At 62.0% G+C, this 15263-nt stretch carries 12 protein-coding genes; 8 read left to right on the top strand and 4 right to left on the bottom strand.

Translation table 11 applies throughout. From position 1 onward, the window contains the following. The first annotated feature begins 13 nt into the window (after positions 1-13). Positions 14-1444 carry a DUF1254 domain-containing protein gene (locus EHW12_RS04865; protein WP_241199101.1) on the top strand — a complete coding sequence of 477 codons (1431 nt, stop codon included), beginning with the start codon at positions 14-16 and terminating at the stop codon, positions 1442-1444. Positions 1445-1457: 13 nt separating this feature from the next. Here the strand turns inward: EHW12_RS04865 and fes are convergent, their stop codons facing one another. Next, positions 1458-2693, bottom strand: coding sequence for an enterochelin esterase (fes, locus tag EHW12_RS04870; RefSeq protein ID WP_125050344.1), 1236 nt, complete (start codon positions 2691-2693; stop codon positions 1458-1460). A 66-nt stretch (positions 2694-2759) separates the two neighbouring features. Between fes and fepB the strand changes: the two genes are divergently transcribed. The 3 genes from fepB (at position 2760) to EHW12_RS04885 (ending at position 5839) form a co-directional block, all read left to right on the top strand. Further along, entirely contained in the window at positions 2760-3755 is a 996-nt protein-coding gene (gene fepB / locus EHW12_RS04875) for a Fe2+-enterobactin ABC transporter substrate-binding protein (protein WP_039973419.1), read from the top strand. Positions 3756-3866: 111 nt separating this feature from the next. Beyond that, a complete protein-coding gene (locus EHW12_RS04880) occupies positions 3867-5180 on the top strand; it encodes a histidine kinase (protein WP_003945842.1) in 1314 nt (437 codons plus the stop codon). After that, the gene (locus EHW12_RS04885) at positions 5177-5839 is read left to right on the top strand and encodes a response regulator transcription factor (protein WP_003945911.1); all 663 of its coding nucleotides are present in this window, start codon (positions 5177-5179) and stop codon (positions 5837-5839) included. Before EHW12_RS04880 ends, EHW12_RS04885 begins: the two co-directional genes overlap by 4 nt. Before the next feature lie 96 nt (positions 5840-5935). Here the strand turns inward: EHW12_RS04885 and EHW12_RS04890 are convergent, their stop codons facing one another. Further along, positions 5936-6868, bottom strand: a complete 933-nt coding sequence (locus tag EHW12_RS04890; protein ID WP_070162114.1) for a tyrosine-protein phosphatase — start codon at positions 6866-6868, stop codon at positions 5936-5938. Positions 6869-7118: 250 nt separating this feature from the next. Between EHW12_RS04890 and EHW12_RS04895 the strand changes: the two genes are divergently transcribed. From EHW12_RS04895 to EHW12_RS04905, 3 genes are all read left to right on the top strand, one after another. Then, positions 7119-8153: an ABC transporter substrate-binding protein gene (locus EHW12_RS04895; RefSeq protein ID WP_082845674.1), complete on the top strand. Its 1035-nt coding sequence runs from the start codon at positions 7119-7121 to the stop codon at positions 8151-8153. Positions 8154-8308: 155 nt separating this feature from the next. Then, positions 8309-9202, top strand: coding sequence for a phosphoribosylaminoimidazolesuccinocarboxamide synthase (locus EHW12_RS04900; RefSeq protein ID WP_003945463.1), 894 nt, complete (start codon positions 8309-8311; stop codon positions 9200-9202). Continuing rightward, positions 9199-11313 (top strand): S9 family peptidase, encoded by a 2115-nt coding sequence (locus EHW12_RS04905; RefSeq protein WP_125050345.1) that lies wholly within the window; start codon positions 9199-9201, stop codon positions 11311-11313. The genes EHW12_RS04900 and EHW12_RS04905 overlap by 4 nt, the downstream gene beginning before the upstream one ends. A gap of 44 nt (positions 11314-11357) precedes the next feature. Here EHW12_RS04905 and EHW12_RS04910 read toward each other — a convergent pair whose 3' ends face one another. Together EHW12_RS04910 and EHW12_RS04915 are read right to left on the bottom strand one after the other, a co-directional pair. Then, positions 11358-12047 carry a response regulator gene (locus tag EHW12_RS04910; RefSeq protein ID WP_003945570.1) on the bottom strand — a complete coding sequence of 230 codons (690 nt, stop codon included), beginning with the start codon at positions 12045-12047 and terminating at the stop codon, positions 11358-11360. Then, on the bottom strand, positions 12044-13630 hold the full coding sequence (locus tag EHW12_RS04915; RefSeq protein WP_003945507.1) for a sensor histidine kinase: 1587 nt from the start codon (positions 13628-13630) through the stop codon (positions 12044-12046). The genes EHW12_RS04910 and EHW12_RS04915 overlap by 4 nt, the downstream gene beginning before the upstream one ends. 119 nt (positions 13631-13749) lie before the next feature. Between EHW12_RS04915 and EHW12_RS04920 the strand changes: the two genes are divergently transcribed. Further along, positions 13750-15162: a C4-dicarboxylate transporter DctA gene (locus EHW12_RS04920; protein ID WP_003945501.1), complete on the top strand. Its 1413-nt coding sequence runs from the start codon at positions 13750-13752 to the stop codon at positions 15160-15162. The last annotated feature ends 101 nt before the right edge of the window (positions 15163-15263 follow it).

A 15263-nucleotide genomic window follows, 5' to 3' on the forward strand; every position in this document is an offset into this window, starting at 1 on the left:
AGGTTCACCCGGTGTGGGTGATTCGCGCCGAGGTTTCTCCCAGCACTATCTGGGTATGGCCGACATCGAACTGACGTATTCCTCCGGACTTGTCCCGAGGGACGGAGAGCTTCCCGCTCGCGAAACCATCGCAACGGTCTTCGACGAGCTCGACTTCCAGACAGCAGTGCAGGCGTACTTGTGGGCCATACCCATCGTGTCCTGGGCCCAGTGGATGGACGTGCATACCAACATCTTCGGAGCAACTGCCTCCGATATCGTCGTCTACCGCTCATATCGTGACCGACTAGGCCTGCTCACCGCCAACGCGACGACTCCGTACATCTTGAACTTTTTCGATCTCGGTGCAACGGGGCCGTTGGTGATCGAATTGCCGCCAGGGCCGACCGCCGGGGGCATCGCAGATTTCTGGCAACGAGAATTCGCGGTGCTCGGTGAGATGGGCCCCGATGCAGGCAAGGGTGGCAAGACCCTGGTAGTCGGCCCAGGCCAGAGTGCCGAGGACACAGGTGATTACACCGTTGTCCACTCCCCGATGATGCACATCATGTTCGGCTTCCGCACGCTCGATCCCGACCCGGCGCGCTCGGACGCGTTGGTCGACGCCGTCCGGGTGTACCCGTACTCCGATCGTGAGAATCCGACTCCGACGCGTCTGGTCTCACCGGACGGCAAGCCCTGGAGCGGAATTCAGCCGCGAGACCTTCGATACTGGGAACTCCTGCACGACATCGTGCAGGACGAACCTGTCGAAGAGCGCGACCGCTTCCCGATGGCGTGGCTTCGGCAGCTGGGGATTGAGAAGGGCAAGCCCTTCGCCCCGGATGATCGAGTGAGAAAGATCTTGCAACGGGCCGTCGAAGTGGGGGAGGTGTTCGCCCAGGCGAATGCGTTCGTCAAACGCTTCCCCGGTTCGCGCTACTGGCCGGATCGCCAGTGGGACTTGGCGATTGTCCTGGACAACTCAGCTCAGCGAGGGGACAACTACGACGAGTTCTACGAACGCGCGTCGTGGTTCTACGAGGCGGTCACCTTCTCCGAGGCGATGAAGAGTACGACGCCCGGACTCGGGCAGGCATATCTGGGTAGCTACGCCGACGCCGAGGGCCACTGGTTGGACGGAGCAAAGAGTTACACACTCCACGTACCCGCCGATGTCCCGGCAAAGTTGTTCTGGTCCGCGACGGTCTACTCGGTCGACACACGCTGCCTTATCGACAACGAGCAGGGCCGAGGCGACCGTGGCTCGCGAGATCCCGATCTTGTTGTCAACGAGGACGGTTCGGTGGATCTCTACTACGGACCTACAGCTCCGGTAGGGAAGGAACCCAATTGGGTTCAGACCATTGTGGGTCAGCACTGGTTCTCGTACTTCCGCTTCTACGGACCGCTCGAACCATATTTCGATCGGACTTGGAAGCTTGGTGACATCGAGCCGGCCTAGAGCGTGGTCTGTCTCACGGACTGCCGATCAGTTCGACAACGGAGTCCAGAAGGACACTGCGCCAGCACAACCAGTCGTGGCCGCCGTCGAAGATCCGACACGATACTTGCGCTCCTGCGGCCTTCAGTGCCTGTGCGACCGCTGCGCTGTGCCCGACCATGTCGGACTCGTGCTTACCTACTTCGAGGACAACGCGTAAACCGTCCGGCACGCCGTCGCGCTCGATGCGTGCGGCTATGTCTCCACCCGGCGGGCCGTCTTCCCCGCGCTTCAAGCCGGTTGGCCACCAGAACGAACCGGACCCGCTGGCGACCAGCGCGAAGTGTTCGGGGAATTCGAGTGCTGCGAACATCGAAGCCAGGCCGCCGAAGCTCTGCCCCGAGACCACCGTTCGCGTTCGATCAGACGAGAAAGGTGTGACGGCGCGCACCTGCGGAAGCAGTTCGTCGACGACTGCACTCCAATAGTCGCGGTTGCACGGCAATTCCTGCGAACGGCGTTGATTGTCAACGGAATCGATGGCCAGCAGAACGCAGGATTTCAGTTTGCCGGTCTGGACCGCACGATCGAAGGCGGCGCCTGCCGGCATGACCTCGGCCCAGTGACGCCCGTCGAGAAGTATCACGAGCGGCCGTTCTTCGAGCGGTGTCAATCCGTCGTCCACGGTCTCGTAGATCCACACCGGCCGCTCGACGTCCAAAGTCGAACTAGCCCAGGTGAGCTGTACCGACTTCCTGAAAACTGGAGCATCCCAACCGAACTGGACCGGCGCCAAGGGCATCTCGGCGACGGAACGTCTTGTGTCCACACCTGCGGAAAGCGGATTGAGTGGGTCGGCAATTCGGTGCTCGAGCAACCCCAACCAGCGGGTGCGGCGGGTCGAGTCTTCCTTGCCTGCTCCCGGATAGTCGAACTCGTCGACTACGGACTTCGGTACCGGGATGATGCTGTAACTGCTACGCCAGGTGTTCGAGACTTCGGCGGTGTAGAACCACACCGGACTGTCGCCGAGTCGCTGCATCACGCTGAGTTGTTCTGCGTGATGGTCGGTCAGCGAATTTGCATCCAGGTAAACGCGCTCGACCTCGGTCTCCTCGGGCTGACGCCAGAGGAACGTAACTCGAACAGTCTGTGTATCAACGCTTTCGATGATCGGCGTTCCTTGTTGCACTATCCGATTCCAGGACGTCTCGATGTCGGGCGAGGCCGCGAGGGTAGCGGACAATTCGGTCACCGCCTGAGTTAGCATGAGCACAGCCTAACCTAATTTGATGGGCTTTTGAATTCGAGGGGTGGTCCGCCAGTGGGCGTCACAATGAAAAAATCACGCACCCTGAAGGTGCTCTCCGCAGTCTTGGTAGCAGGGTTCGCCCTCGCCGGTTGTAGTTCTGCGGATGCCGATTCCGATGCTGACTCAGCTGCATCGCAGGGTAATTGGCCGCGTACCGTGGAAACGCCGAAGGGGCCGGTGGAGATCACGTCGAAGCCGGAGAGGATCGTCTCGACCAGTGTGACGCTGACGGGCACGCTGTTGTCGATCGACGCTCCGGTGGTGGCTACCGCATCGACGGGACCGAACACCGACGTCTCGGATGCGCAGGGGTTGTTCACACAGTGGGGCGACATAGCAGAAGAACGCGGACTTGCAGTGTTGCCGATGGGCGGTGCGAACGCGGAATCCGTTCTGGCGCAGAACCCGGACCTGATCGTCGTCTCGGCAACTGGAGGTGACTCCGTCGTCGATCTGTACGAACAGTTCACGGCCATCGCGCCGACAATCGTGGTGGACTACGGCGGAAGTAGTTGGCAGGAAGTCGCCGCTGTGCTGGGTAAGGCGACAGGTCTCGAAGACAACGCGGCGGCCACGGTCGCGAAGTTCGACAGCGCAGTAGAGGCCGCGAAGGCCAAGATCACACTTCCCCCGCAGCCGACCACTGCGCTGGTCTACTACGAGGACGGCAGCGGCGCCAATATCTGGACGCACGAGTCGGGGCAGGCGAAGTTGCTCACGGCGATGGGTTTCACGGTCGCCGACATTCCCGAGTCCGCGAAGAGCAGTGAATCCATGGGTAAGCGCAAGGACATCATTCAGGTCTCGGCGGAGAACCTCTACGACGGTATCGCGGGCAACACCCTGATCTTGGTCAGTGCCGACGACGGTGCGGTGAAGGCGGTCGAGGCACTTCCACTGTTGGCCCAGCATCCGGCAATTCGTGATCACCACGTCTATGCCGTGGGTCTGGACACCTTCCGTCTCGACTACTACAGCGCAACCAACATGGTGAACCGGTTGGTCGAGCAGTTCAGCTGAGCCATAAGTACTAGGCCTTTCACCTTCAACTAGTGCTTTGGTAGGAGCCGGGAATCGAACATTCCCTTCACGTTCGCCGAATGTGGGACCAAGTGGTGCGCGCATGCCACCATGAACGTCAATCATCGGATGCGGAATGGGGAGTGGATGTTCGACTCGGCTGGTCAGAATGCCCCGGGGCAAGCCCTGGCATCGCGAGGGTGGGGACGTTTCAACCTGAACAACCCGGCCACGGCGGCCGTGATCGTCGGCCTGCTGAGTGTGCCGTGGGTGTTCGGTCTCGCCAGTCTCAAGACTGAACCCGAGACGAGCAATCGAGTGCTGAGCGATCCGGGAACCGTCGTCGGCATCATGGGTTTCCTGACGGTGTTGACCGTTGTGGCGTGTGCGCGCCGGCGGTACCCGATCGCGTACTACCTCCTGACGTTGGCAGGATCCGGCGGATTGATGCTCTTCCTCGGCAGTCGATCGCTGGGGGCCACGCCGCTTTTCTGGTTCGCGATCATGGCAGTGTCCATCCGAGTGACAGGCATGCGCCTGGTCGGACTGCTGGTCCTCGGAATGGCGATGGACGTGATCTTGGCGATGTATCTCACCGAACGGGACGGGCTGACGGTCGCCGAGGTTCAGGTGGGGGAGTTGCCTCACTTGTTCCTCGAACCGGCTGCAAACACCGTCACGAGTTTCCTGGTCGTCGCAGCCATGGGAAAGATCGTCGCGCGCCTGCGAAAACAAGCAGTGGAGAACAGTCAGGCAGTAGCGGATCTGCACCGGGACCGCGAACGCAAGATCGCGAATGCCGTTGTCGCCGAACGGCAGGACATGGCACGTGAACTGCACGACGTCGCTGCCCACCACATGACCGGCATGATCATCCAGGCTCGTGCCGCCGACAAGTTCTTCTCGAGCAATCCTGAACAAGCGCAAGCCCTTCTGGGTGGCGTCATCGAGCAGGGACAGCGGGCCCTCAACAGCTTGCGGCAGATCGTGGGGATACTTCGCCTGGGTGAGGAAGACCCCGATTTCCCGACGCCCATGGTCTCCGACATCGACGAGTTGGTGGACGACTGCAAGCGCACCATCTCGTCGATCTCGTTGGAGAAGGTCGGCCGCTTCGACGACCTGGACAGCGGAGTCCAGTTGACGTGTTACCGCATCGTGCAGGAGGCGTTGTCGAACGTCCTTCGCCATGCGCCGGGTAGCGAGTCCAAGGTGTGTCTGAGTCGAGAAGCCGGTGCGGTGAGGGTACGGGTGGTCAATACTCTCGGGAATGCTCGCCCGGCCTCCGACGGGCAAAACCTCGGAATTGTGGGAATGCGCGAACGCGCGACGCTCATGGGTGGTCAACTGGACGCCGGACCGAATTCGGAAGGTGAGTGGGCTGTGCAGGCACTGGTGCCGGTGAACGGGAGGATCAACGCATGATCGATGTCCTTATTGCAGACGACCAGCAGGTGGTACGGCAGGGGTTCGAGCTGTTTCTCTCCGGTCACCCCGAGATTCGCGTCGTCGGGCATGCCAAGACGGGAGTCGAGGCGTACGAGCAGGTGCGTGCACTGCGTCCGGACGTCGTGCTGATGGATATCCGAATGCCGCACGGCGACGGGTTGACTGCGACCCGGGAGGTCCTTGCCGAGTTTCCCGGGACCCGCGTCATCGTGATCACCACGTTCGATCTCGACGAGTACGTTTTCGAGGCGCTCGACAGCGGTGCCGCAGGGTTCTTGCTCAAAGACGCCGATCCCGAAGAGCTCTCGTCGGCAGTGTTGACCGTGGCCGAAGGTGGTTCGGTGCTCTCGCCGAGATTGACGTCGAGACTGATCGTGGAGTTCGCGAGGCGTAAGCCGGCACCGATGTCCACGGCGCGCTCCGGATCGGATCACGGTCTCAGTGCGCGTGAAATGGATGTGGTGCAGTTGCTGTCACAAGGCTTGGGAAACAACGACATCGCAGATTCCCTCAGCCTCGAACAGAGCACGGTGAAGTCGCACATCAGCAACATCTGCAAGAAGCTGCAGGTGCGTACCCGTGTGCAGATCGTCATCTGGGCGTACCGAAACAACGTGATCGCCGTATCGCGCTGACGCACGGGACGCTGCGGCGCATCCGCCGCGGCACGGGCAGAGAAGTACACGTGCCCCGGGTCCGATCCCTCGTCGAACCCGGGGCATCCGTGCCACTCAGCCCAGCAGTTTGGCTTTGAGCGTCATGACAGTCGCCGGGCTCAGACCCAGGCCCTCGGTCAGGTATCGATCGACCGACCCGTAGGTCTGGTCCAACTGGGCGAGACCGGCATCGAGATAGCTTGCCTCGACACCCAACAGAGGCTCCATGTTGACGGCCATCTGTTCGCCCAGGCTCGCCGCGATGCCCGCGCGCGTGGCCTTCATGCCTTCGGCTGTGTACTCGTTGGTCAGCAAATAGTCGTTCATGATCACCGCGCGGTCGACACCGGCGATACTCAGCAGCAGAAACGACGTCCAGCCGGTGCGGTCTTTGCCTGCGGTGCAGTGGAAGACCTGTGCACCTTCGGTTTCCGCGAGACCCGTGAGCAACTGCGCGAACCCGGCTCGCTCCGTCGCTCCGGTGACGAAGGCGCGGTTCATGTCCTGCATCATCGATCGTGAGTCCTCGGGGGACTTGATCTTCGCGATCATCTCGGCGATGTTCCCGGACAGGATCGGAATGTTCTCGTACGCAACCCCGTCGGGCAAGACATCGGGCTTACTGGCGATCTCGGGTTCAGTGCGCAGATCGTAAACCTTTGTCAGTCCCAGCTTTTCGAGATTGCTCATGTCATCGCCCTTGGGCGTGATCGCGTTCGCGCGGTAGAAGACTCCCTTGTTCACGGGCAGGCCGAAAGTCCCCGAGTATCCGGCGCCGGTGCCTGCGACGTCGCGGAAATTGTCGATCCCGGTCAGCCGCGGCGCATCTGGGGTCTGCTCGGAACTGCCGAGGTTGCTGGATCCGAAATCCAGCGAGCCGAACAGCGGAGCCGAGGGGCCAGGTTCGGCCTGCGCGATCGAGGCGCCGAAACCGGTGATGAGAAAGCTACTGGTCAACGCAATGGCCGCGGCAGACCGTAGTGAGCAGGTACGGGTGGATCGGGACATGTGTGAGCCCTTCGTCGAGCGGAGAGAGTGGCGAGTCGATGAGGTATCGCGAAGGCAAGGTAGCGAGTTCGCGTGTCCGATTCGAGAGGAATCTTGCTTTGCTCCCTCTCAGTGGGAGGCGTGCTGCTGTGAGCGTGGGCGGCTCGGGAGGCGCAGTTCATTCCTCGGGAGCTGTGTTTGTGTAAAGGTCCAGTGCCCTGATATTGGTTAGCCTCACCAAATCAATTCCGGAGCAGTCCGGTGCGTTCAGATGGAGTTCAACATGCGGGTTCAAGGTCTGTCGCGGTTTCGCCGCGCAGTGGTGATCGGCGCAGCAGCTGCGCTGGCGGTCGGCGTCGCCGGCTGTAGCAACTCCGAGGAGGCGTCGTCCGAATCGTCGACGACAGCCGCGAGCTCGCAGACCCGTGTCTTCGAGGCACAGAACGGATCCATCGAGATCCCGAGCGACCCGCAACGGATCGTGGCCTGCGGATACGCAGTTCTGCCGCTGATTCAGGCGGGAGCGAACCTGGCAGCAGTATGTGAGTGGACCCGTGAACTCGGCAACATGGACGACAAGACCAAGGCCGCTTACGAAGCTCTGCCGAAGGTCGCACCCGACGGCAACGTCTCCCAGCTCAACTACGAGGGAATCGTCGCTGCCGAGCCCGATCTGATCATCATGGGCGTTCCCGCTCGAGTCGAAAGCCAGCTGGACATGGCGCAGCTCGAGGCGGCCGCTCCCGTCGTCTTCCTGGGACCGACGGTTCCTGCTGATTGGCGAGTGCTGGGCGAGCAGTTCGCCGATGCCGCGAATGTCTCCGACAACTACGGCGAGTTCAAGGACGACTACGACGCCAAAACCGCCGAACTGGCCGCGAAGTACAAGGACAAGCTCGGCTCGTTGACCTTCGGCGGCGTGTGCAACGTCTGCAAGCCGGAGGCCGGCACCTTCTCACGCGAGTACGCGTCCTCGTACACGACCAATCTCTTCGACGGACTCGGACTGCAGTTCCCCGGCACCCCCGCAGACCCCGCCGACATCCACGTCGAACAGGTATCCATCGAGAAGATCGGCGAAAATCTCGGAAATGTCGACGTGATCGTCTACGGCCTCAACGCCGACGGCTCGATGTCTCCGCAGTTGCAGGAGCTGGTCAATTCCGAGCTGTGGAAGGAATTGCCCGCAGTGAAGGCCGGCAACGTCGTCCAGGTCCAGCATTCGCTGGCCGCGACCTATCAGACGGCTCTTCTGACGCTGGATTCGATCGACGAGGGCCTGTCGAAGCTGCCCGCAAACCAGTAGTTCATCGACTGTGACGGTGGCCTCTCGCCTGCTGGCGAGGGGCCACCTGCATATCCGGATGAGCAGGGCGGACAGCTCTCCGATCGGCGAGGACGCTTACCTGTCCCGGCTACCGGGGTTCTGTACGAACTGCGAACGCCCGATAGGGTGACCGGGTGCGTCCTACACTTGATTCCTACACTCATCTGGCCGGTGGCAAGGTCCGTGACCTTTACACGATCGACGACGAGCATCTGCTGCTTGTCGCGAGTGATCGGATCTCGGCCTACGACCACGTGCTCAGCACGCCGATCCCGGACAAGGGTCGCGTGCTCACCGCGATGAGCGTGTTCTTCTTCAACGTCCTCGGTGGCACCAACCACCTGGCCGGCGAGCCCGACGACGATCGCATCCCGGAAGAGGTTCTCGGCCGCGCTCTCGTGGTGCGCTCCCTCGACATGGTTCCCGTCGAATGCGTCGTTCGTGGCTTCCTCACCGGCTCCGGCCTGGTCGACTACAACAACACCGGCGCAGTGTGCGGCGTCGCGTTGCCCGAGGGCCTCGTCGAGGCGTCGCGTCTGCCCGACCCGATCTTCACCCCCGCGTCCAAGGCGGCTCTCGGGGATCACGACGAGAACATCAGCTTCGATCAGGTAGTGGAGAAGGTCGGCCAGAAGCTGGCAGTGCAGCTTCGCGAGGACACTCTCGACGTCTATGCCCGCGCCTCCAACTTCGCAGCCGATCGCGGAATCATCCTTGCCGACACCAAGCTCGAATTCGGTCTCGACTCCGCTGGAAACCTCGTGCTCGCCGACGAGGTGCTCACCCCCGACTCGTCGCGCTACTGGCCTCTCGAAGGCTACGAAGCGGGCAAGGTGCAGCCCAGTTTCGACAAGCAGTTCGTGCGCGACTGGCTCACGAGCCCCGAATCCGGCTGGGACCGTAGCTCGGACACGACACCGCCGCCGTTGCCGCAGGAGATCGTCGACGCGACCCGTGCACGCTACATCGAGGCGTACGAGCGCATTTCCGGTCTGTCCTTCGACGATTGGGTCGGTCCCAGCGCATGAGCCTGATCCCGCCGGTCGCAAAGAAGGTCCCCGCCGAACGTACCCATCACGGACACACGTTCGTCGATGACTACGAGTGGCTGCGGGACAAGGACAACGCCGAGGTAGTCGCATACCTCGAAGCCGAAAACGCGTACACCGACGAGCAGACGGCCGCGCTCGAGCCCTTGCGCGAGAAGATCTTCCAGGAGATCAAGTCGCGGACGCAGGAAACCGACATGTCGGTGCCCACTCGCATGGGTAAGTGGTGGTACTACTCGCGCAGCGTGGAAGGCAAGTCGTACACCGTCCAGTGCCGGTGCCCCATCGCCTGTGAAGACGACTGGACTCCGCCCGACCTGACGCCCGGCGTCGAGCTGGCCGACGAGCAGATCCTCATGGACGGCAACGTCGAAGCCGAAGGGCACGAGTTCTTTTCGCTCGGCGCGTTCTCCATCAGCGAGGACGGCACGTTGCTCGCGTACTCGGTGGACATCGTCGGCGACGAGCGGTACACCTTGCGGTTCAAGAACCTCGAGACCGGTGAGATGCTCGCCGACGAGATTCCCGATACCGCGCCTGGCGCCACCTGGGCGATCGACCACAGTCACGTCTTCTACATGACGGTCGACGACTCCTGGCGTCCGGACACGGTGTGGCGTCACAAGCTGGGAACGCCGCAGAGTCAAGATGTTTCGGTGTTCCACGAGCCCGACGAACGGTACTGGGTTTCGGTGGGGTCCACCCGCAGCGAGAAGTACCTGATGATCTGGGTCGGTTCCAAGGTGACCAGCGAAGGCTGGATGCTGGAATCGGCGAACCCGGAAGGCGACTTCCGCGTCATCATCCCGCGTCGCGAGGGCGTCGAGTACGGGGCCGAGCACGCCGTGATCGGGGGAGAGGACCGCTTCCTGATCCTCCACAACGACGTCGTCGACGGCATCAAGGCAGAGAACTTCGTGTTGGTGGAAGCTCCCGTGTCGGATCCGACGAACATGACGACGCTGATCGAGCACAGCGCAGACGTTCGTCTGGAAGAAGCCGAAGCCTTTGCCGGACACCTCGTCCTGAGCTACCGCCGCGAGGCGCTCACTCGGGTTGCCGTGTGGCCGTTGACGGATGACGGCTACGGCGAACGTCACGAAATCGACTTCGACGAAGAACTCTTCAGCATCGGCATGGGGTCCAACCCGGAATGGGCGCAGCCCACCATCCGGCTCGGATTCACCTCATTCATCACTCCCGGGCAGGTGTACGACTACTACGTCGCCAGTGGTGAACTGGCACTGCGTAAGTCGCAGCCCGTTCTCGGAGACTTCGATGCGAGTAACTACGAGCAGCGTCGCGACTGGGCAGTAGCCGACGACGGAACCCGCATTCCGCTCTCGATCGTGAGGCGCGTAGGTGCGCCGGAAGGTCCCGCGCCGCTGCTGTTGTACGGCTACGGTTCCTACGAGGCGAGCATCGACCCGTCGTTCTCGGTTGCCCGCTTGTCGTTGCTCGATCGCGGTGTCGTCTTCGTCGTCGCACACGTGCGCGGCGGCGGCGAGATGGGTCGTCACTGGTACGAAAACGGCAAGACGCTCACCAAGAAGAACACCTTCACCGATTTTGTCTCTTGCGCAAAGCATTTGATCGACACCGGTGTAACGTCGGCCGACCGGATGGTTGCCGACGGCGGTAGTGCGGGTGGACTGCTGATGGGCGCTGTCGCCAACCTCGCTCCGGAACTGTTTGCCGGCATTCTCGCCAACGTTCCGTTTGTCGACCCGTTGACGTCGATTCTCGATCCGTCACTGCCGTTGACGGTAATCGAGTGGGACGAATGGGGAGATCCGCTGCACAACAAGGACGTCTACGACTACATGCGCTCGTACAGCCCGTACGAGAACGTGGAAGCCAAGGACTATCCCGCCATTCTTGCGATCACGAGCATCAACGACACCCGTGTTCTGTACGTGGAGCCGGCCAAGTGGGTCGCAAAACTGCGCGCCACCAAGGCCGGTGATGCTCCGCTACTTCTCAAGACCGAGATGAGCGCCGGACACGGCGGTGTCAGCGGTCGGTACGAGAAGTGGAAAGAGGTCGCGTTCGAGTTCGCCTGGGTTCTCGACACGGTTGGCGCAAACTAGCTTCTGTGTCAATCAGGTTCGGTGACTGTCAGGTTCTGTGTCAATCAGGTTCTGCGGTAACGAACCTGAGGGCGCCCAGCGCGCCCGTACTCGGTCTCCCGGGTGAGCATGCCGTCGTCTGCCAGCTTTTCCAGGTAGCGCCAGGCTGTCACCCGGGACACGCCGACCGATGCTGCCACCTCTGCAGCGGTCACGGGTCCCTCAGAATCCCGGACAGACGCTGCGACGAGTCCGAGTGTTTGAGACGCAAAGCCTTTCGGTGCCGCTGCTCGATCGTCGGACGTTCGTAGTGCGGACATCGCGCGGTCGATGTCGTGTTGACTGACCGCAGACTCTCCAGCGGGAAGCGCTGCACGATATTCGAGGTAGCGCTCGAGCTTGTCGCGGAATGCTGCGAAAGTGAACGGCTTGAGAAGATAGAGGACGATCCCGCGAGCCACGGCGCTTCGGACCACCTCCAGATCGCGCGCCGAGGTAACCGCGATGATGTCCGGACTGGGCCGCAAACCGCCCAGGGCGGAAGCCACGTCGAGACCGCTGGCGTCGGGCAACCCGATGTCGAGCAGGACCAGGTCGATGGGCTGGTCGGTGGCGTTGGCCGCCGTAACTGCACGCACGGCGGCGTTCCCGGAATGAACCACGCCGTGGACCACGAACTCCGGCACTCGCTCGACGTAGGAACGGTGCGCCTGCGCGATCAACGGTTCGTCGTCGACTATCAGTACACGGATCATCGCGGCGCTTCCGCCTCGCGCAGCGGGATGCGGACCACCAGCATGGAGCCCATCGCCGGTTCGCTGGTGAGCGTGCCGCCGTGCCGTTTCACCACTTGAGAGACGAGTGCGAGACCGAGTCCACGAGAGCCGGATTTTGTGGAGTAGCCACGGCCCTTGGCCTTTTCGAGTGCTTCGGGTGTCATTCCCGGGCCGCTGTCGGCGACGGCAACAACCATCATCGAATCCTCTTCCATTACCGTCACTTCCACCCACGGAGACTCGCTCGCGCGCGATGCGTCAATAGCATTGTCCACGAGATTGCCGACCAGCGTGACCAACTCGCGTGCATTGAGCGAAGGAACCGGACCGAGCGCGGTGTCTTCGGTGATGGTCAGGTCGACCCCGCGTTCGGTCGCTTCACTCATTTTCCCGAGCAGCAGTGCGGCGAGCGCCGGCTCGTGGACCGCATTCATCAGACGATCTATCAACTGTTGGGACACTCGCAATTCATTGGTGGCGAAGGCCACTGCGTCGTCGTTCCGGCCCAACTCGACCATCGTGATGATCGTGTGCAGACGATTTGCACTCTCGTGGGCTTGCGATCGAAGCGACTCGGCAAAACTGCGTACCGAATCCAATTCCCCGAGTACGTTCTGCAATTCGGTGTGATCGCGAATTGTCAGCACGGTGCCAATTCTGTTGCCCTCCCACTCAACCGGGTGTTGGTTGACCACCAGCACACGCTTGTCGGTGAGGTGCACTTGATCCTTCGCGGGAGAGGCGTCGTCGACTCGCATGGTCTCGGGGATGGACGAAAGTGGCACGGGCCCGTCCGGTAGATCGAGGAGGCGACGCGCTTCGTCGTTGACGATATCCACTCGCGCATCTCTGCTTCGGCCTCGCCCGATCACCACCAGACCCTCACCGATGCTGTGCAGGACGGCGTCGTGGTGTTCGTACATGGTGCGCAGTTCATCCGGCGCCATCCCCAAGGTCTGTCGCCTGATACGCCGACTCACCAGAAGTGAACTCAGGAGGGCGGCAAGAAGACCCCCGCCGGCAACGAACAGGATGACCGGAACACTTTGGGCGAACTGCTTGCTGATCTGCTCGCGGGTGACACCGGCAGAAACCAGACCGACCAGGGTTCCGCCGGAATCGTAGACAGGAGTGACTGCGCGGATCGACGGCCCCAGCGACCCGGCGTACGTCTCCGTGAAGGTCGCGCCGGCAAGTGCGCGGTCGATGTTCCCGGTGAAGAGTTGACCGATCAGCTCCGGGCTCGTGTGGGTGAACCGAGTGCGATCAGGCGCCATCACCACGATGAAATCGACGCCGGTGGCCTGTCGGATCTTCTCGGTCTGTGGTTGCAGAATCGCGGTCGGGTCCGGACTCGTCAGGGCTGCCGCCGTCGAATCCGACAGGGCAAGAGTCTGCGCTATCGAGCTCACCTGCCTGCGGATCGCGTCGTCGCTGTCTCGGCGTTCGTCGACAACTGCGAGCGCGGCTCCCACACCGATGACCAGCGCCAACAACGCCAATTGCAGGAGCAGGATCTGCCTGGCGACGCTCATACGTCGGCCGGTCTTTCGTTCGACCATCGAGCGCCTCCTGAACGTAATGAACACAAACTTCCGGGCCCACCTGTTTGCAACAAGAATTCTCCACGACTCGAAGTGATCCCGATCACTTCACAGATATCCGATCCAAAGGACACCCCATGAGCAGCACGGCAACAGGGACAGTAGACGGTTCCCCACAGCCCGAGGGCACCAAGGCAAAGCGCGACAAGACGCATTGGCTCTACATGAGCGTCATCGTCGCGGTCATCGGCGGCATCCTCGTCGGTTGGCTCGCACCCGAGTTCGGTAAGTCCGTCGGTGTACTCGGCACGTTGTTCGTCAGCCTGATCAAGATGATGATCAGCCCGGTCATCTTCTGCACCATCGTGCTCGGCATCGGCTCGGTTCGAGCGGCGGCCAAGGTCGGCAAGGTCGGCGGCCTCGCACTCGCCTACTTCATCGGGATGTCCACCATCGCACTCGCGATCGGCCTGGGCGTCGGCAACCTGCTCAACCCGGGCAGTGGCCTGAACATCACGCCCAATGCGGCCTCCGTGGCCAAGCTTGCAGATCAGGCCCACAGCGCGGGCGGTACCTGGGACTTCATCGCGTCCATCATTCCGACGTCGATGCTGTCCTCCCTCACAGCCGGCAGCGTGCTGCAGACTCTGTTCGTCGCCCTTCTGGTCGGCTTCGCGATCCAGTCGCTCGGCAAGTCGGGTGAACCGATCCTCAAGGCCGTCGGATACATCCAGAAGCTCGTGTTCAAGATCCTGACGATGATTCTCTGGCTCGCCCCGATCGGTGCTTTCGGCGCCATCGCCAGCGTCGTCGGCCAGACCGGTTTGAACGCCGTCGTCCAGCTCGGAACCCTGATGATCGGCTTCTACCTGACCTGCCTGATCTTCGTTTTCGGTGTTCTCGGAACGCTGCTGCGCGCGGTCACCGGATTCAACATCTTCAAGCTGGTCAAGTACTTGGCCCGTGAGTACCTGCTCATCTTCGCCACGTCGTCCTCCGAATCGGCACTGCCGCGTCTGATCGCCAAGATGGAGCACGTAGGCGTCGAGCGCACCACGGTGGGCATCGTCGTTCCCACCGGCTACTCGTTCAACCTCGACGGCACCGCGATCTACCTGACGATGGCCTCGATCTTCATCGCCGACGCCATGGGACAGCCGCTCGCCTTCGGTGAACAGCTCTCGCTGCTGGTGTTCATGATCATCGCCTCCAAGGGCGCTGCGGGAGTCAGCGGCGCCGGTCTGGCCACGCTGGCCGGCGGACTGCAGAGCCATCGCCCCGAACTTCTCGACGGCGTCGGACTCATCGTCGGAATCGACCGCTTCATGTCGGAAGCGCGAGCGATCACCAACTTCTCGGGCAATGCGGTCGCGACTCTCCTGGTCGGCGCGTGGACCAAGACGATCGACAAGGAACGCGTCATCGAGGTGCTCGACGGGAAGATTCCGTTCAACGAAGCCACGATGCTCGACGACGAGGACGAAGAAGAGCAGCACAAACTCGAAACGGCTCCGACCGGCACCAAGCAGTCATTTGTGAGCCATCACTAGATACTTCCGCGCTGCTGAACGTTTGACCGCACAGCAGGCGCGGAACCCGATCTACGATCAGTGATCCTGGTCGTAACGATGAAAGGGACCGCCGCACCAAC

Source organism: Rhodococcus sp. NJ-530, from assembly GCF_003860625.1.
GTDB lineage: Bacteria > Actinomycetota > Actinomycetes > Mycobacteriales > Mycobacteriaceae > Rhodococcus_F > Rhodococcus_F qingshengii.